The organism is Kitasatospora sp. NPDC058115 (genome assembly GCF_042884635.1).
Lineage (GTDB): Bacteria > Actinomycetota > Actinomycetes > Streptomycetales > Streptomycetaceae > Kitasatospora.
The window spans coordinates 20,556-37,719 of the sequence record NZ_JBHVTL010000043.1 but is presented as its reverse complement, the minus strand read 5'-3'; the positions used below and the strand labels follow the sequence as shown (position 1 = coordinate 37,719).

Annotated in this window: 13 protein-coding genes and 1 pseudogene; 9 read left to right on the top strand and 5 right to left on the bottom strand. The window is 75.4% G+C overall.

All coding sequences use genetic code 11. The features are described 5' to 3' along the window. Positions 1–225 precede the first annotated feature (225 nt). Entirely contained in the window at positions 226–1,572 is a 1,347-nt protein-coding gene (locus ACFVVL_RS32965) for a restriction endonuclease (protein ID WP_387681762.1), read from the top strand. A gap of 241 nt (positions 1,573–1,813) precedes the next feature. Continuing rightward, positions 1,814–2,572 carry a ZIP family metal transporter gene (locus tag ACFVVL_RS32960; protein WP_380294825.1) on the top strand — a complete coding sequence of 253 codons (759 nt, stop codon included), beginning with the start codon at positions 1,814–1,816 and terminating at the stop codon, positions 2,570–2,572. A 77-nt stretch (positions 2,573–2,649) separates the two neighbouring features. Here the strand turns inward: ACFVVL_RS32960 and ACFVVL_RS32955 are convergent, their stop codons facing one another. Beyond that, positions 2,650–3,555, bottom strand: a complete 906-nt coding sequence (locus ACFVVL_RS32955; RefSeq protein ID WP_387681759.1) for a LysR family transcriptional regulator — start codon at positions 3,553–3,555, stop codon at positions 2,650–2,652. A gap of 121 nt (positions 3,556–3,676) precedes the next feature. Here ACFVVL_RS32955 and ACFVVL_RS32950 point away from each other — a divergent pair, with 121 nt between their 5' ends. Further along, entirely contained in the window at positions 3,677–4,630 is a 954-nt protein-coding gene (locus ACFVVL_RS32950) for an EamA family transporter (RefSeq protein WP_387681780.1), read from the top strand. 124 nt (positions 4,631–4,754) lie between these two features. On the opposite strand, the pseudogene ACFVVL_RS32945 reads toward ACFVVL_RS32950, so the two are convergent. After that, positions 4,755–4,976 (bottom strand): annotated as a pseudogene (locus ACFVVL_RS32945) (MarR family winged helix-turn-helix transcriptional regulator); the annotation flags it as partial. Positions 4,977–5,252: 276 nt separating this feature from the next. On the opposite strand from ACFVVL_RS32945, the gene ACFVVL_RS32940 reads away from it, so the two are divergent. After that, a complete protein-coding gene (locus ACFVVL_RS32940) occupies positions 5,253–5,591 on the top strand; it encodes a DUF2218 domain-containing protein (protein ID WP_387681756.1) in 339 nt (112 codons plus the stop codon). On the opposite strand, the gene ACFVVL_RS32935 is transcribed toward ACFVVL_RS32940, so the two are convergent. Next, entirely contained in the window at positions 5,588–6,247 is a 660-nt protein-coding gene (locus ACFVVL_RS32935; protein ID WP_387681753.1) for a phosphatase PAP2 family protein, read from the bottom strand. The two genes, ACFVVL_RS32940 and ACFVVL_RS32935, sit on opposite strands and share 4 nt — an antisense overlap. Before the next feature lie 442 nt (positions 6,248–6,689). Next, complete coding sequence (gene gabT / locus ACFVVL_RS32930; protein ID WP_387681750.1) at positions 6,690–8,030, bottom strand: 4-aminobutyrate--2-oxoglutarate transaminase; 1,341 nt, start codon at positions 8,028–8,030, stop codon at positions 6,690–6,692. Between the two features lie 240 nt (positions 8,031–8,270). On the opposite strand from gabT, the gene ACFVVL_RS32925 reads away from it, so the two are divergent. From ACFVVL_RS32925 to ACFVVL_RS32915, 3 genes are all read left to right on the top strand, one after another. Further along, entirely contained in the window at positions 8,271–10,361 is a 2,091-nt protein-coding gene (locus tag ACFVVL_RS32925) for an ATP-binding protein (RefSeq protein ID WP_387681747.1), read from the top strand. 143 nt (positions 10,362–10,504) lie between these two features. After that, on the top strand, positions 10,505–12,070 hold the full coding sequence (locus tag ACFVVL_RS32920; protein WP_380294808.1) for a PucR family transcriptional regulator: 1,566 nt from the start codon (positions 10,505–10,507) through the stop codon (positions 12,068–12,070). A 198-nt stretch (positions 12,071–12,268) separates the two neighbouring features. Then, positions 12,269–13,711, top strand: coding sequence for an aldehyde dehydrogenase family protein (locus ACFVVL_RS32915; RefSeq protein WP_380294806.1), 1,443 nt, complete (start codon positions 12,269–12,271; stop codon positions 13,709–13,711). Between the two features lie 73 nt (positions 13,712–13,784). Here the strand turns inward: ACFVVL_RS32915 and ACFVVL_RS32910 are convergent, their stop codons facing one another. Beyond that, positions 13,785–14,450, bottom strand: coding sequence for an NAD(P)H-binding protein (locus ACFVVL_RS32910; protein WP_387681743.1), 666 nt, complete (start codon positions 14,448–14,450; stop codon positions 13,785–13,787). An 89-nt stretch (positions 14,451–14,539) separates the two neighbouring features. Here ACFVVL_RS32910 and dxr point away from each other — a divergent pair, with 89 nt between their 5' ends. Then, positions 14,540–15,769 (top strand): 1-deoxy-D-xylulose-5-phosphate reductoisomerase, encoded by a 1,230-nt coding sequence (gene dxr / locus ACFVVL_RS32905; protein WP_387681740.1) that lies wholly within the window; start codon positions 14,540–14,542, stop codon positions 15,767–15,769. A 79-nt stretch (positions 15,770–15,848) separates the two neighbouring features. After that, entirely contained in the window at positions 15,849–17,153 is a 1,305-nt protein-coding gene (locus ACFVVL_RS32900; RefSeq protein ID WP_380294797.1) for a M50 family metallopeptidase, read from the top strand. The last annotated feature ends 11 nt before the right edge of the window (positions 17,154–17,164 follow it).

Sequence of the window (17,164 nt, the reverse complement as noted above, 5' to 3'; positions counted from 1 at the left end):
GGGGCGGCCGCGTAGGCCCCCCCCCCGCCGGGCGGCCCCGCGGGGGCCCCCCCCCCCCCCCCCCCGGGCCCCCCCCCCCCCCCCCCGGGGGGGGGGGGGGCCCCCGCGCCCGCCCCCCCCCACGCCCGGGCCGCCGCGCTCACCCACCACCGCACGCAGACCGTCCAGGCCGAGCAGGAGCGGCTGGCCGACCTGCTCCGGCGGGCCGCGCTGCCCGTCTCGGCCATGGACTTCGAGAGCCAGCTGCGCCGCTACGAGCCGCGCCCCTACCCGGCCGACGGGCCGGCCGCGGCGGCCGGCACCGACGACCCGGAGCCCCGCTGGGAGGACTTCGCCCCCGAGCAGCCCCCCGCCGCCGACCCAGACGAGGCCCCGTCCCGCCGGCTGCTCGACTCCGGCTACCAGCGCGAGCTGGCCCAGGCCCGGCTCGCCCACCAGCGCGCCCTGCGCGAATGGCGCACCCGGCAGGCCGACGCCGTCGACCCGGTCGCCGACGAGTCCCGGCGCGCCCACGACGAGGCCGAACAGGCCCGGGCGCGCGCGGTGCGCGAGTACAACGAGTCCCTGGAGGAGTGCCGCCGCGCCTACCGGCAGGCCGAGCCGGCCGCCGTCGAGTCGCTGCTGGAACGGGCCCTCGCCGCCGCCGAGACCCGTACCCAGGACCTGCCGGCGCCCTGCCGGGCCGTCTACCGGCCGCTGACCCGCACCGCCGTGCTCGACCTCGACCTGCCCGCCCTCGACGTGGTGCCTTCGCTGACCGGCTACCGGCTCGGCCCGGACGGCGAGGCCCTCCCGGTGCCGCGCCCGCCGGCCGACCGGGCCGCCGACTACCTGCGGCTGGTCGCCCGGCTGGCGCTGCGCGCCCTCCAGGCCGCCGATGCCGTCGACACCGACGAGATCCTCGCCGGGGTGGTGCTCAACGGCTGGCTGCGCGGGCCCGGCGGGGCGGAGCCGCTCTGCCTGGTGAGCGTGGACGCGGACCGCGACGCGCTGGCCCGCACCAGGCTGCTGCCGCCCGCCGACCCCGACGAGGAGCCGGACGGCGAGGGCGTCTACGCGGACGCCGAACAGGACGAGGCGCTGGTCCGGCTGCGCCAGCTCGGCGCCGCCGTCAGCCCCGACCCGTACGGGTGGGCGGGCGTCGAGCCAGCCGCGCAGGCGTCGGCCACCGTCCCGGCCGCACCGGACCTGTCGGCGAACGAGTTCGCCCAGCTGGTCCGTGAGCTGCTCACCCGGGGCGGGCTCGGCCAGTGGAGCGTGCGGCTGCGCGGCCAGGCCGGGCTGGTCGCCACCGGTGAGGGGCCGGCCGGCAGCGCGCTGCCCGGTCGCTGGGTCGTCTGGGCCTCGCGGGGCGCCGGAGCGGTGGGGGAGGAGGAGATCCGCACGCTCGCGGAGGCGGTCCGCGAGGAGTCCGCCGAGCGCGGCCTGCGGCTGACCACCGGCCACTTCACCGACGGGGCGCTCGACCTGACCGCCGAGGACGGACACCGGCACATCCACCTGGTCGACGGGGACGGCGTGCGCGAGCTGGCGCGCACCCACCTCGGTCTGCCGCTCGCCGCCGGGCGCTGAACCGGGGCGCCGGACGCCGGTACCGGGCAGCGCCGGGCCGTCGGCTCACCCCGACGGCCCGTCCGGCGGGCGCCGGTGCGCGGGCTGCCCGACGCTGGGTGGCACGGCCGTCCGGCAGCGGCCGGCGCCCGGCCCGGCGCCCGGCCCGGGGACGGCGGAACACGGGGAGACGCGTGGACAGACGGCCCGTCACGGGGGAGGAACGGTGACCGCGGTGCTGGTCGCCGCGGGAGCCTTCCTGATGACGCTGATCGGCGGCTGGGTCGCGCAGCGCACCGGGGACCGCCGTCACCTGGTGCTGGGATTCGCCGCCGGGCTGATGCTCGGGGTCGTCGCCTTCGACCTCCTCCCGGAGGCGCTGCACCAGGCCCCCGAGGAGGTCCACGGGGTGCCGCAGGCGCTGCTGATGTTCGCGGCCGGGTTCCTGGCCATCCACATCGTCGAGCGCGCGGTGGCCATCCACCGCGGCCACGAGGCGGAGTACGCCGAGCACACCCACGGCCAGCGGTCCGCGCAGGCCCACGGGCACGACCACGGCCGGGCCCGGTCCGGTGTCGACGGCCACCAGGGCGTCGGCCTGACCGCCGCCCTCGCCCTGGTCGGCCACAGCGTCATGGACGGCTTCGCGATCGGTGCGGCCTTCCAGGCCGGGACGACGGTCGGGACGGTGGTGGCGATCGCCGTGGTCGCGCACGACTTCGCCGACGGCTTCAACACGTACACGATCACCCGGCTCTACGGGAACAACAGGCGGCGGGCGCTGACCCTGCTCGCGGCGGACGCGCTCGCGCCGGTCACCGGCGCCGCGATCACCCTGCTGTTCACCATCTCCGAGCACCTGCTCGGCCTCTACCTGGGGTTCTTCGCCGGGTTCCTGCTCTACCTGGCGACCTCCGACATCCTGCCCGAGGCGCACAGCCCGCACCCCTCGCGGACCACGCTGCTCTGCACCCTCGGCGGGGTGGGCTTCATGTGGCTGGTGATCGGCCTCGCCGGCTGACGCCGGGGTGCCCGCAGTTGCTCACGTCGCTCGCGTCGTCCGTGGTGCCCGCGTCGTCCGGTCCCGGTCCGGCCGGGTCAGGCGTTCCGGGCGTCCCAGTGCTCCCGCAGCGCGGTCAGCGCCTCGGTGATCGCCGGGCGCCGCGAGGCCTGGGAACGCCAGAGCGCGAACACCCGCCGGGCCGGCTCCGGCACCACCGGCCGGGCGACCACCCCCGGCGGCAGCGCGCCCCGGCCCAGCCGCGGCACCAGCCCGACGCCCAGACCCGCCCCGATCAGCGCGATCTGCGTCTCGAACTCGCCGACCTGGTAGCACACGTCCGGCTCCTCGCCGGCCTCGCGCAGCGTGCGGACCAGCCAGTCGTGGCAGATGTTGCCCGGCGGCACACTGGTCCACCGCTGCCCGCGCAGCCGATCCTCCGGGACCACCGCCAGCCCGGCCAGCGGGTGGCCGGCCGGCAGCAGCAGGTCCACCGGGTCCTCGCCGAGATCCAGCCGGGACAGGCCGTCCTGGACCGGCAGCGGCACCGTCGGCCAGTCCTGGACGAGCGCCAGGTCGACCTCGCCGCGGGCCACCAGGTCGGCCGCCGGGTACGGGTCGCACTCCAGCAGCCGCACGTCCAGGTCCGGACAGCGTTCGCGCAGCTCGGCCAGCACCCCCGGCATCAGCCCGCGCGCCCCGGTCGCGAAGGCGGCCACCAGCAGCCGTCCGACCGCCTGGCCGCGCTGCTCCTCCAGCCGCACCGCGGCCCGCTCCACCAGGCCCAGCACCGTCTGCGCGGTGGCGGCCAGCTCGCGCGCCGCGTCGGTCAGCACCACCCCGCGGCCCTGGCGCTCCAGCAGCACCGTCCTGGTCTCCCGCTCCAGCTTGGCGATCTGCTGGGAGACGGCGGACGGCGTGAAGCCGAGGGCCGCGGCCGCCCCGCCGACCGAACCGTGCACCGCCACCGCGTGCAGCGCCCGCAGGCGCCCCAGATCCATCATGAAGCCATGCTAAAGCGTTGCCCTTAGCATTCATCGCTGGTGCTACACGGTGCCCGGCGGCCATCCTCGTCCCATGAGCCCATCCCCGCAGGCCGCCCCCGGCGGCGGCACCACCGGCGGCATGAGTCCGCGTCACATCGCCCTGGCCGTGCTGGTGGCCGCCGTCTGGGGCCTCAACTTCGTCCTCATCCACGTCGGCCTGGAGAACTTCCCCCCGCTGCTGTTCTGCGCGCTGCGGTTCGCCGTGGTCGCCGTTCCGGCGGTCTTCCTGGTCGGCCCGCCGAAGGTCGCCTGGCGGTGGGTGCTCGCGGTCGGCGTGGTGCTCGGGGTGGTCAAGTTCGGGCTGCTCTTCCTCGGCATGCACGCCGGAATGCCGGCCGGCCTCTCCTCCCTGGTCCTCCAGGGGCAGGCCGTCTTCACCGCGCTGTTCGCCGCCGTCCTGCTGGGCGAGCGGCCCGGCGGCCAGCGGCTGTTCGGCCTGGCCGTCGCCTTCGCCGGGATCGGCCTGATCGCCGTCGACCGGGGCCTCGGCGGCCCGCTCGGCGCCTTCGTGCTGCTCGTCCTCGCCGCGGCCGCCTGGGGGCTGTCCAACGTGTTCACCCGCAAGGCCGCCCCGCCGGACGCGCTGCGCTGGATGGTCTGGGTCAGCGCGGTGCCGCCGCTGCCGCTGCTCGGTCTCTCGCTGCTGGTCGAGGGCCCGGAGGCCGACCTGCGGGCGCTGCGGGGGATCGGCCTCGCCGGACTCGGCGCGATCGGCTACGTCGGGCTGGTCTCCACCCTGTTCGGCTTCGTCGCCTGGAGCTACCTGCTGCGCAGCTACGACGCCACCGCCGTCGCGCCCTACTCGCTGCTGGTGCCGGTGTTCGGGATGTCCTCGGCGTGGCTGCTGCTCGGCGAGTCGGTCGGCCCGCGGGCCGCCGTCGCCGCGGTGCTGGTGGTCGCCGGGATCGGCGTCACCGCGCTGTGTCCGGGGGCGCTGTCCGGCGCGGCGGGGCGGTGGGTGCGGCGGTCGCCGCGTACGCGGACTCGGCGGTCCGCAGCGCCCGCAGCAGCGCCTCCTGCTCGGCGGGGCTGACCGGGCCGAAGTACTCCTGGGCGACCTCGTGCCGGACCAGTCCGATCCGCTCCACCGCCGAGCGGCCGGCCGCGGTCAGCAGGATCCGCACGGCGCGGCGGTCGGCCGGGTCCGGCGCCCGCTCGACCAGGCCCGCCTCCTCCAGGGCGTCGACCACCGTGGTGGCCGAGCGGGGGGCGATGTGCAGCCGGTCGGCCAGGTCGCTCAGCCGCATCGCGCGGTCGGGGAGCTCGCAGCCGGGGGCGTACGCGAGGGCCCGCAGGGCGCGGCCCTGGCCGGGGGTGATGCCGTAGGGCTCCAGCCGCTCGCTGGTGCGGCGGCGGATCCGCTTGATCGCCCGGGTCATCGCGTCGGCCAGCTCGGCGGCGGTGTCCGGGGCCGCCGCCGGGTCCGGCGCGGGGTTCGGTGCGGGGTCCGGTGCCGGGTCCGGCGCGGGGGAGGAGCTCGCCGCGTCGTCGGTCGGCGTGGTGGTCATGGGCGGCTCTCCTCGGCTGGTGTCGGACCCAGGGTATCGGCCGGTCCCGAGGCGCCCGGAAACATGTTGAGCAAGGCTCAGTATCTGGGTTAGCGTAGAACGCAAGTGAGGGCACCCTAAGTCCCCTCCCCCGACCCTGGAGGGCCCGTGCCCCGCTCCGAAGCCCGCGTCGCCACCGACCGCTCCGCCCGCTACGCCAAGCAGCTCGCCGCCCACATGGGCCGCAAGATCCAGGCCGACTGGTCCGAGGAGACCGGCCACGGCACCCTCGTCTTCGGCACCGGCACCGCCACGCTGGAGGCCGCCCCCGGTGCCCTGCTGCTCGCCGTCGAGGGCGCCACCGAGAACCTGCCCGGCCTGGAGGACGTCGTCGGCCGCCACCTGGTCCGCTTCGGCACCCGCGACGAACTGGTCGTCGAGTGGCACCGCGACAACGGCGAGCCCGGCCACGTCCACCGCAACGAGGAGGCCCCGGCCGAGGGTTAGGGTGCGCCCGGGGGCCCGTCGCCCGCGTCCGCGCCGGGGCGGCCGGTGAGCGGCCACCGGGCGAGGGCCCACAGGACCAGCGCGCCCAGGCACCAGCTGGCCACCACGTCCAGCAGCCAGTGGTAGTCCCTCCACACCAGCCCGAGCCCGACACCGGCCACCAGCAGTGCCGCGCCGGTGGCGAGCAGCCGCCGGGTCCGGGGGCCGGCCGCCCGGGCGAGCAGCAGCGCCGCCACCCCGTACCCGAGCGCGGCGGTCGCGGTGTGGCCGGACGGGTACCAGCCCCACTGGTCCGCCGCCAGCGGCAGCCCGGACGGGCCGGGGCGCGCGAACCACGCCTTCGCCGGTACGACCAGCAGCGGGATCGCCCCGGCCGCCAGCACCGCCACCGGGAGCGGCAGCCACCAGCGCGCGAAGCCCGCCCGGAACTCCCGCCGGGCCGCCACCGCCGCGCCGAGCAGCAGCACCGGTACCGCCACCGAGTCGCCGCCCAGGTCGGACAGCGCCTCGCCGACGTGGTCGAGCAGCGTGCTGCCCAGTGCGTGCCGGACCTCCCGGACGGCGTGCTGGGTCCAGCGGTCCACGCCCAGCAGCGGCCCGTCCACCGCGACCTGCCAGGACACCACCAGCAGCAGCACCCCCAGGACCACCGGCACCGCCGGGTGGAGGAGGACGCGAGGCAGCCGCCCCGGAGCAGGGGGGAGAGCTCCGGGGCGGCCCTGATGATCGCCGCTCCGTGCGCCCCGGGGGGTGTGGGTCGGACGGCCGGTCGATCGGCTTTCGGTGTGCACCGCCCCGGGCGGGACGGCCTGGTTGTCCTCGCGGCCCTCACGCGGAGCCGCCCCGGAGGACGGTGCCGCGGACGGATCCGCCCGTGGCTGGGGCTCGCTGTCCATCTGTGATGACACTACGTCAAGGTCCATGCCGGGCCGAGGAGCTTCAGCGATTCCGCACACCATCTTCACCGTCCGCGCCGGTGGCGTCACACCGGGTTCGAAACCGATCGGCCCGTGGGGACGAGGTCCCCACGGGCCGATCAGCGCTGTCCGGACATCCCTCCGGCGGGTCTTCGGTGCGGCGACGGGGCCGCGGGCCGGCTCAGACGGCGGCGAACGCGCCTTCGAGGATGTCCAGGCCCTCGTTCAGCAGGTGCTCCGGCATCACCAGCGGCGGCAGGAAGCGCAGCACGTTGCCGTAGGTGCCGGCGGTCAGCACGACCAGGCCCTCGGCGTGGCAGGCCTTGGCGATGGCGGCGGTGGCCTCGGTGTTCGGCTCCTTGCCGCCCGGCTTCACCAGCTCGACGGCGATCATCGCGCCGCGGCCGCGGACCTCGCCGATGATCTCGAACTTCTCCTGCATGGCGCGCAGGCGGCCCAGCATGATCTCGCCGATCCGCTGCGCCTTGCCGACGAGGTCCTGCTCCTTCATGGTCTCAATGGCGCCCAGCGCGGCGGCGCAGGCCACCGGGTTGCCGCCGTAGGTGCCGCCGAGGCCACCGGTCTGCGCGGCGTCCATGATCTCGGCGCGGCCGGTCAGCGCGGACAGCGGCAGACCGCCGGCGATGCCCTTGGCGGTGGTGATGAGGTCGGGGACGATGCCCTCGTCCTCACAGGCGAACCACTGGCCGGTGCGGCAGAAGCCGGTCTGGATCTCGTCCGCGACGAAGACGATGCCGTTGGCCTTCGCGAACTCCACGATCGCCGGCAGGAAGCCCTTGGCCGGCTCGATGAAGCCGCCCTCGCCCTGGATCGGCTCGATGATGATCGCGGCGACGTTCTCGGCGCCGATCTGCTTGTTGATGGTGTCGATCGCCTGCGCGGCGGCCTCGGCGGCGCAGTTCTCCGCACCGGTCAGCCAGCGGTACGGGTAGGCGACCGGCACCCGGTAGACCTCGGGCGCGAACGGGCCGAAGCCCTGCTTGTACGGCATGTTCTTCGCCGTCAGCGCCAGGGTGAGGTTGGTGCGGCCGTGGTAGCCGTGGTCGAACACCACGACGGCCTGGCGCTTGGTGTAGGCGCGGGCGATCTTCACCGCGTTCTCGACGGCCTCGGAGCCGGAGTTGAACAGCGCGGTGCGCTTCTCGTGGTCACCCGGGGTCAGCTCGTTCAGCTGCTCGGCCACGGCCACGTAGCCCTCGTACGGGGTCACCATGAAGCAGGTGTGGGTGAAGGCGGCCAGCTGCTCGGTCGTCTTCGCCACGACGGCCTCGGCGCTGTTGCCGACGTTGGTCACGGCGATGCCGGAGCCGAAGTCGATCAGCGAGTTGCCGTCCACGTCCTCCAGCACACCGCCGTTGGCGCGGGACACGTACACCGGCAGGGTGGTGCCGACGCCGGCCGCCACCGCACCCAGCTTGCGGGCGTGCAGCTCCTGCGACTTCGGACCGGGGATCGCGGTGACCAGGCGGCGCTCCTGCGGGAGCGGCGTTGCGGCGCTCATGGGTTTCTCCAGACTTCTCGGCTCGGTAGTTCGCAGGCTACGGCGGCGCTCTCCGGGCGGGCATGCGCCACTCGGTAGCAGTGGGCCGTCCGACTTGTCCGAGGCGGCCAGCGCACTCGGCGCCACGACCGGCGGGCCGCGCTCCACTACATTGAGCGCGGGCGTGTCGCCGGGGCGGTGGCATGGGTATGGGCGGCACCGACGGCGGTCGGGCCGGCGGGCGAGGGAGCGGGGCCGTACATGGGACTGGACGGGGCACGGAGCCACAGCGAGCGGACCACCGCCACCCCACACACCCCGCCCACCCCGATGCCGCACCCGCGCCCCCCGGCCCGCGCGTCCTTCGACCTCGCCGCCTGGGTCGCCGCCCCCCGCCCGGAGGCCGCCCCGGGCGTCTTCCGCCAGGGCTACCGGCAGCTCGACCCCGGGCGGGCCGAGGCCGCCAAGGTGCCGACCTGGCCCCTGCTCCTACGGGCGGGGCTGAACGCGGTGGTGGGGTGGTTCGCCTATCTCTACGGCACCCAGCTGCTGATGTACCTGCTGGTGTGGTTCGGCCGCCAGACAGGGATCGGCCCCCTTGCCGAGCCGTCGGAAGCCGGGGCCATGTTCACGCTGCTGATCGTCAACGCCATTTCGATCGCCATCGTCATCAAGGTCTTCGGCCGGATGGGCCGGTGGCCGGAGGTGTGGCGCCGGTATGCGGTGCCGCTGCTGTCGCGGACGGTGACGGAGGAGGAGCCCGCGTCCGTGGAGGAGCAGGCGGAGGCGGTGCGGCAGCGGGATCCGTGGGTGGTGCTGCGGCAGGGCGGGGCGGCGGTCGCGGCCGGGCGGCTGGACGGCGAGGCGGTCGGGGACGTCGACTACGTGCGGATCCAGCGGGCGTGGGAGTCGGCCCAGGCGGACCGGGCCTTCCTGCCGGCCTTCGTCGAGCAGGTGTCGCTGCGCGGCGCCGCCGCGTTCGCGCACCCCTCGGAGGCGCGCGAGCTGCCGGGGCGGGCGGAGCGGCACGACCTGCTGCTGGCCCAGGTGCGGCTCGGCACCGCGCAGGACGTGCCGAAGAACCCGCAGTCCCACCGGGCGGCGGGCTTCGCGCTGGACCCGGCGGTGCTGGGCACCTCGCTGCTGGCGGTGGGCCCGGCGGGGACGGGGAAGACGGCGCGGCTGGCCCGGCCGGTGGCGGAGGCGCTCTGCGTGCAGGCGCTGGCCGGGACGGCGTGCGCGGTGGTGATCGGGTCGGCGGAGGCGGACCTGGGGCCGGACGACTGGTACGACGTGGTGATCGCCCCGGGTCATGCCGCGTCCCGCTACGGGCTGGACCTGTACGGCGCGGCGCAGGACCCGGACGAGGCGGCGGCGCGGCTGGCGGAGGCGTTGCTGCCGGACGAGCTGACGGCGCGCGCCGAGTCGGCGCGGACGGCGCTGCAGCAGATGGTGGGCCCGTTCCACGCCGCGTTCGGCCGCTACCCGGGGGTGCGTGAGCTGCGGGCGCTGCTGGCCGGGGAGCCGGAGGCGCTGGAGTCGCTGGTGAAGGGGCTGCGGGCGGCGGGCCGGCTGGGCTCGTACGAGCGGGACCTGGAGCACCGGGAGCGCCAGCGCGGCCGGGCGGACGATCCGGGGGCGCTGCTGGCGGACCGGCTGGCGCTGCTGGACCGGCCGGCCTTCGAAGGGGTGTTCGCGACCGACGGCACGGGCCGCCCGCCGTTCGCGATGCGGGTGCTGGACCATCCGCTGCGGGTGCGGGTGAAGCTGCCGGAGCGCAGCCACCCGGAGGCGGCGCGGATGCTGTCGAGGCTGTTGGTGGCGCAGTTCGTGCAGGCCGCGGGGGTCCGCGGGGACCGTTCGCTGTTCGCCGGGCTGGTGGTGGACGACGCCTCGGCGGCCCTGGACGCCGGGATCGTGCGGGGGCTGCAGCGGCTGCGCGGGGCGAACGCCGGGGTGGTGCTGCTGCTGCGGACGCTGGTCGACCTGCCGGAGGCGCTGCGGGCGCCGCTGTTCGGGGCGGTGGGCTGCCGGGCGGCGTTCCCGGGCATCGCGCCGTGGGACGGCCGGCTGTTCTCGGAGGCCTGGGGCACCCACCTGGTGCGGGAGACGGCGGTGACGCTGGCCCCGGACACCTCGGGCGGGATCGTGCGGCGGGCCGGGCGGCTGGGGCGCAAGGCGCTGTCGGGGACGACTGCCCAGACGGAGTCGGTGACCACCCGGGAGGTGGAGCGGCTGCGGTGGTCGCCGTCGGACCTGGCGCACGCGCTGCCGGCCGGGCACGCGGTGCTGTCGCTGACGGCGGTGTCGGGGGAGCAGGTGCCGCCGCTGCTGGTGGATCTCAGGAACTAGGAGAGGAAGCTCGCCTTCGAGGTGGATTCGGCAGTGTGGGTTGTCCGGGGCGTCCATAATGAGAAGTGGGATTCCCCCCAGGACCCCCAGCCCTCTCTCGCCCGGCCGCAGCGGCGCGGTCGGGTCGTTCCCTCGAAGGTGCCATGCCCCCCACACTTGCCTCCGTCGTCCGCAACACCTCGCTCCATCTGACGGTCCTCGCCGGTGCGGACCACTTGGAGCGGCCGGTTCGCTGGGTGCACACCAGCGAGCTGGACGACCCGACGCCGTTCCTGGAGGGTGGCGAGCTGCTGCTCACCACCGGGATCAAGCTGGGCCGTACCGCGGCCCAGCTGCAGGCGTACGTGCACCGGCTGGCCGACGCGGGGGTGGTCGGGCTCGGGCTGGGGGTGGGCCTGTCGCACACCGAGGTGCCGCAGCCGCTGGTGGACGCGGCGGCGCAGCGCGGGCTGCCGCTGCTGCGGGTGCCGGAGCCGACGCCGTTCATCGCGATCAGCAAGGTGGTGTCGGCGGCGCTGGCCGCGGAGCAGTACGAGGCGGTGACGACCAGCTTCGAGGCGCAGGAGGAGCTGACCCGGGCCGCGCTGGGCAAGGACGGCACGACGGCGGTGGTGCGGCGGCTGGCGGCCCGGCTGGGCGGTTGGGCGGCGCTGTACGACGGCTCGGGGGCGCTGTCGGTGGTGGCGCCGGACTGGGCGGCGCGCCGGGCCGGGCGGCTGGCGGCGGAGGTGGACCGGCTGCGCCGGCGGCCGGCGCCGTCGAGTGCCGCGCTGCAGGGGCGCGCGCCGGGGATAGACACGGCGGACGAGGACTACGTGGTGGTCCAGTCGCTGGGTGCGGACCGGCGGGCCCGGGGGTTCCTGGCGGTGGGCACCGAGGACCGGATCACGCCGACCGAGCGGTACGTGCTGAATGCGGCGGTGGCGCTGCTGACGCTGACCCTGGAGCGGTCGCGGGAGCTGCGGCAGGCCGAGGAGAAGATGGGCGCGGCCCTGCTGCGGATGGTGCTGGCGGGTGAGGTGGCGACCGCGCGGCAGGTGGCGGCGGGGTTGTTCGGCGGGCTGCCGGAGGGGACCGTCCGGGTGCTGGTGGCCGGGGCGGCCCAGGGCACGGAGGCCGGGGAGGCGCTGGGCGAGCTGGGGGACCGGGCCGAGCAGGCCGGCTCGCGGGTCGGCGAGAAGCTGCTGGTGGCGCGGGAGGACGGCGCGCACGGGGCGCGGCTGCTGGTGCTGGCGCTGGACAACGGCGCGGTGCACCGGGCGTGCCTGGGGGCGGTGGAGGAGCACGAGGGCCTGTCGCTGGGCGTGTCGGCGCCGGCCGCGCTGGAGGACGCCGGGACGGCGCACGCGCAGGCCGAGCGGGCGCTGGCGGTGGCGCTGCGCGGCGGGCGGCGTTCGGTGGACCACGAGGAGGTCGGCGCGGGCTCGCTGCTGCCGCTGCTCGGCGAGGACGCCGTGACGGCCTTCGCGGAGGGCCTGCTGCGGCCGCTGCGCGAGCACGACCGGACGGCGCGCGGTGATCTGGTGGCCTCGCTGCGGGCGTGGCTGTCGCGGCACGGGCAGTGGGACGCGGCGGCGGCCGACCTCGGGGTGCACCGGCACACCCTGCGCTACCGGATGCGGCGGGTGGAGGAGCTGCTGGGGCGGTCGCTGGACGACACGGACGTCCGGATGGAGCTCTGGCTGGCGCTGCGCTCCGGCGAGGAGTGACGGGACGCGGGAGGACGAGTCGCGGGAGGAGCGGGACGAGCGGGAGGCGGCCCCGGCAGGGGCTGGACGCGGTGGAGTGAGCGCGGGGGCGAACGCTACTCGGTGTCCAATCCGATCGGCGCGCCGGCCGCCCTACCCTCGGTTCTGGCTCCACGTCCGTGGGGTCGTGAGGACGACGAGGAGAGGGCCGGTACCACGGTGACCACCACGTACGATTTCTGGCTGGCCGGCCGCCGGGCGAGCGGCGACGCCGACTTCGAGGTGCACAACAGCTGGGACGGCCGCCTGGTCGGCAAGGTGAGCATCCCCACCGAGGCGCAGGTCGAGGAGGCCCTGGAGGCCGCCGTCGCCGCGCTGCCGGTGTTCGCCGCGACCCCGGCGCACGTGCGCACCGCCGCCCTGGACCACGTGGCCCGGCGGCTGACCGAGCGCACCGAGGAGCTCGCCCAGCTGATCACCGCCGAGAACGGCAAGCCGATCAAGTGGGCCCGCGGCGAGATCGGCCGCGCCGTCTCGGTGTTCCGCTGGGCGGCCGAGGAGGCCCGCCGGACCAATGGCGAGACCATGCGGCTGGACACCGACCCGGGCGGCACGGGCCGCTTCGCGGTGGTGCGCCGCTTCCCGCGCGGCGTGGTGCTGGGCATCGCCCCCTTCAACTTCCCGCTGAACCTGGTCGCCCACAAGATCGCCCCGGCGATCGCGGTCGGCGCGCCGATCATCCTCAAGCCGGCCCCGGCGACCCCGCTGTCGGCGATGGTGCTGGGCGAGATCCTGGCCGAGACCGACCTGCCGGCCGGCTCCTGGAGCGTCCTGCCGGTGCCGAACGACCGGATGCCGGCCCTGGTGCAGGACCCGCGTCTGCCGGTGATCTCCTTCACCGGTTCGGACAAGGTCGGCTACCAGATCATGGACTCGGTGCCGCGCAAGCACACCACCCTGGAGCTGGGCGGCAACGCCGCGGCCGTGGTGCTCGCCGACTGGTCCTCCGAGGCGGACCTGGACTGGGCGGCCACCCGGATCGCGATGTTCGCCAACTACCAGGGCGGCCAGTCCTGCATCTCGGTGCAGCGGGTGATCGCCGACGCGTCGGTGTACGACGCGCTGGCGGAGAAGGTCGTCGCCAAGGTGCGGGCCCAGGTCACCGGTGACCCGAACGACGACGCGACGGACGTCGGCCCGCTGGTCGACGAGAACGCCGCCAAGCGGGTCGAGTCCTGGGTGGACGACGCGGTCGCCAAGGGCGCGAAGCTGCTCACCGGCGGCACCCGCGAGGGCGCGACCTACGCCCCGACCGTGCTGGCCGAGCTGCCGGCCGACGCGATCCTGGCCACCTCCGAGGTGTTCGGCCCGGTCCTGTCGCTGCACAAGGTGGACGGTGTGGACGAGGCCTTCGCCGCCGTCAACGACTCGCTGTTCGGCCTGCAGGCCGGGGTGTTCACGCACGACCTGCAGACCGCCTTCCGCGCCCACCGGGAGCTGGAGGTCGGCGGCGTGATCATCGGCGACGCACCGTCCTACCGCGCCGACCAGATGCCGTACGGCGGCGTCAAGGACTCCGGCGTCGGCCGTGAGGGCGTCCGGTACGCGATGGACGACTACACGGTCGAGAAGGTCCTGGTCATGACCGGCCTCGACCTCTGAGAGTGACGTGGGACGAGGGCCCGGCCGCCGTGTGCGGCCGGGCCCTCGTGCGTACCCCGGGGCCCGGGCGCGGTCAGGCGTGGCCGGCGACGGCCGCGACGGCCTCGGCCACCGTGGCGTTGCCGGACACCAGTTCCAGGGTCTGCCCGGCGGTGCCGGGCTCCCGCAGCAGCCCGGCGAGCACGGCGGCGACGTCCTGCCGGTCGACGGACCCGCGCGGCACGCTCGGGGCGAGCCGGACCAGGCCGGTGCCGGGGCCGTCGGTGAGGCGGCCGGGGCGAAGCACCGTCCAGTCCAGCGCGGTGCGGGCCCGGACGGCGTCGTCGGCGGCGCCCTTGGCCCGCAGATAGGTCTCGAAGACCTCGTCGGCGGGGTACCGGGCGCGGGCGTCGGCGCCCGTCGCGGAGACCATGAGGTAGCGGCGGACACCGGCCAGCTCGGCGGCGTCGGCGAGCAGGACGGCGGCGTCCCGGTCGACGGTGAGCTTGCGGGCGGCGCCGCTGCCCGGTCCGGCGCCGGCCGCGAACACCACGGCGTCGGCGCCGTCGAGCAGCCGGGCGAGGTCGGGCGCGGTGGCGGTCTCCAGGTCGAGCAGCAGCGGTTCGGCCCCGGCGGCGACGAGGTCGTCGGCCTGTCCGGGGCGGCGGATGATCCCGGCGGGGCGGTCGCCGCGGTCGGCGAGCAGCCGTTCCAGGCGCAGGGCGATCTGTCCGTGGCCCCCGGCGATGACGGTGCGCATGGTTCCGACGGTAGCCCCGGAGCGCGTGCGGCGCCCCGCGAACGGTCCCGTGGTGCCGGGCGGGGAGCCGGGCAGGACACAATGGGCGCATGACTTCGCTCGCCCACCCGCAGCTGCGGTTCACCCCCGAGGTGAACACCCCCTCCGGCCCCCGGGAGCTGGTGATCCTCGGTTCCACCGGTTCGATCGGCACCCAGGCCATCGACGTGGTCCTGCGCAACCCGGACCGGTTCCGGGTGGTGGCCCTGTCGGCGGCCGGCGGCCGGGTGGAACTGCTCGCCGAGCAGGCGCTGCGGCTGGGCGTGCACACCGTGGCGGTGGCCGATCCGGCGGCCGAGCCGGCGCTGCGCGAGGCGCTGGCGGCGAAGGCGGCGGGCCGGGCGCTGCCGGCCGTGCTGGCCGGTCCGGACGCGGCGACCGAGCTGGCGGGGACGGCGTGCCACTCGGTGCTGAACGGCATCACCGGGTCGATCGGCCTGCGCCCGACGCTGGCGGCGCTGCGGGCCGGCCGGGTGCTGGTGCTGGCCAACAAGGAGTCGCTGATCGTCGGCGGTCCGCTGGTGAAGGCGGTGGCCCGGCCGGGGCAGATCGTGCCGGTGGACTCCGAGCACGCCGCGCTGTTCCAGGCGCTGGCGGGCGGCACCCGGGCCGAGGTCCGCAAGCTGGTGGTGACCGCGAGCGGCGGCCCGTTCCGCAGCCGGAGCCGGGCCGAGCTGGCCGGCGTTACCCCGTCGGACGCGCTGGCGCACCCGACCTGGGCGATGGGCCCGGTCGTCACGATCAACTCGGCCACCCTGGTGAACAAGGGCCTGGAGGTGATCGAGGCGCACCTGCTGTACGACGTGCCGTTCGACCGGATCGAGGTCGTGGTCCATCCGCAGTCGGTCGTCCACTCGATGGTGGAGTTCACGGACGGTTCCACCCTGGCGCAGGCGAGCCCGCCGGACATGCGGATGCCGATCGCGCTGGGCCTGGGCTGGCCGGACCGGGTGCCGGACGCGGCCCCGGCCTGCGACTGGACCAAGGCGGCGACCTGGGAGTTCTTCCCGCTGGACAACGACGCCTTCCCGGCGGTGGAGCTGGCCCGCGAGGTCGGCACGCTGGGCGGCACCGCCCCGGCGGTGTTCAACGCCGCCAACGAGGAGTGCGTGGAGGCCTTCCTGAACGGGCGCCTGGCCTTCACCGGGATCGTGGACACTGTGGCGAAGGTCGTGGCGGAGCACGGCAGCCCCGTGGCGGGAACTTCGCTGACGGTGGAGGACGTCCTGCACGCGGAGGACTGGGCGCGCGCCCGGGCCCGCGAGCTGGCCGCCGGCTGATCCGGGTCCGCCCGGACGGCAGCGCCGGACGACCGGTACGACGACAGGATGAGCGGAGTGGCATGACGGAGGAGCAGCGGTGGCAACGGTGATGACGGTGGTCGGCATCCTGGTCTTCGTACTGGGACTGCTCTTCTCGATCGCCTGGCACGAGCTCGGCCACCTCTCCACGGCCAAGCTGTTCGGCATCCGGGTGCCGCAGTACATGGTCGGCTTCGGCCCGACGGTCTGGTCGCGGAAGAAGGGCGAGACCGAGTACGGCCTCAAGGCCGTTCCGCTGGGCGGGTACATCCGGATGATCGGGATGTTCCCGCCCGGTGCGGACGGGCGGATCACCCAGCGCTCCACCTCGCCCTGGCGGACCATGATCGAGGACGCCCGGGAGGCCTCCTACGAGGAGGTCAAGGAGGGCGACGAGAGCCGGCTGTTCTACACGCGCAAGCCGTGGAAGCGCGTGATCGTGATGTTCGCCGGGCCGTTCATGAACCTGATCCTCTCCTTCGGGCTCTTCCTGACGGTGATGATGGGCTTCGGCGTCCCGATGTCGGTGCCCACCATCGGCACCGTCTCGGAGTGCGTGGTCAAGGCCGGCCGGCCGACCGACACCTGCCCGGCCGACGCCCCCGCGGCGCCCGCCTTCCAGGCCGGGCTGAAGCCGGGCGACAAGGTGGTCTCCTTCGACGGCGACCGGATCACCAGCTACGAGCAGCTCCAGGGCGACATCCGCAGGTCGGCCGGCAGGACCGTCGACCTGGTGGTCGAGCGCGGGGGCCGGCAGCTCACCCTCACCCCGACCATCGCCGTCAACGACGTGCAGAAGTACGACGCCGACGGCGTGCCGGTCAAGGGCGAGACGGTGCGGGCGGGCTTCCTCGGCTTCACCCCGACCAGCGGCGTGGTCCAGCTGGGCTTCGGGCAGTCCCTCGACCGGATGTACGACATGGCGGAGAACGGCGTGAAGTCGCTGGCCGCGCTGCCCGGCAAGATCCCCGGCCTGTGGCACTCGGTGGTGGACGGCACCCCGCGCGAGGCCGACTCGCCGATCGGCATGGTCGGCGCGGCCCGGGTCAGCGGCGAGGTGTTCGCCCTGGACATCCCGGGCAGCCAGCGGGTCGCCTACTTCGTCAACCTGCTCGCCGGGATCAACCTCTCGCTGTTCCTCTTCAACATGCTGCCGCTGCTGCCGCTGGACGGCGGCCACATCGCGGGCGCGGTCTGGGAGTCGGTGCGCCGCCGGTTCGCCCAGCTGTTCCGCCGGCCGGACCCCGGCCCGTTCGACGTGGCCCGGCTGATGCCGGTCGCCTACGTGGTGGCCAGCGTGTTCATCGGCTTCACGCTGCTGGTGATGGTGGCCGACCTGGTGAACCCGGTCAAGATCAGTTAGGCCGGTGGGCC

What these genes read in the sequence shown, in the direction of transcription:
- dxr (WP_387681740.1), top strand. Translation starts at nt 14,540, where the DNA reads ATGACTTCGCTCGCCCACCCGCAGCTGCGGTTCACCCCCGAGGTGAAC.
- gabT (WP_387681750.1), bottom strand. Translation starts at nt 8,030, where the DNA reads ATGAGCGCCGCAACGCCGCTCCCGCAGGAGCGCCGCCTGGTCACCGCG.
- ACFVVL_RS32920 (WP_380294808.1), top strand. Translation starts at nt 10,505, where the DNA reads ATGCCCCCCACACTTGCCTCCGTCGTCCGCAACACCTCGCTCCATCTG.
- ACFVVL_RS32960 (WP_380294825.1), top strand. Translation starts at nt 1,814, where the DNA reads ATGACGCTGATCGGCGGCTGGGTCGCGCAGCGCACCGGGGACCGCCGT.
- ACFVVL_RS32965 (WP_387681762.1), top strand. Translation starts at nt 226, where the DNA reads ATGGACTTCGAGAGCCAGCTGCGCCGCTACGAGCCGCGCCCCTACCCG.
- ACFVVL_RS32910 (WP_387681743.1), bottom strand. Translation starts at nt 14,450, where the DNA reads ATGCGCACCGTCATCGCCGGGGGCCACGGACAGATCGCCCTGCGCCTG.
- ACFVVL_RS32925 (WP_387681747.1), top strand. Translation starts at nt 8,271, where the DNA reads ATGGGACTGGACGGGGCACGGAGCCACAGCGAGCGGACCACCGCCACC.
- ACFVVL_RS32955 (WP_387681759.1), bottom strand. Translation starts at nt 3,555, where the DNA reads ATGATGGATCTGGGGCGCCTGCGGGCGCTGCACGCGGTGGCGGTGCAC.
- ACFVVL_RS32950 (WP_387681780.1), top strand. Translation starts at nt 3,677, where the DNA reads ATGAGTCCGCGTCACATCGCCCTGGCCGTGCTGGTGGCCGCCGTCTGG.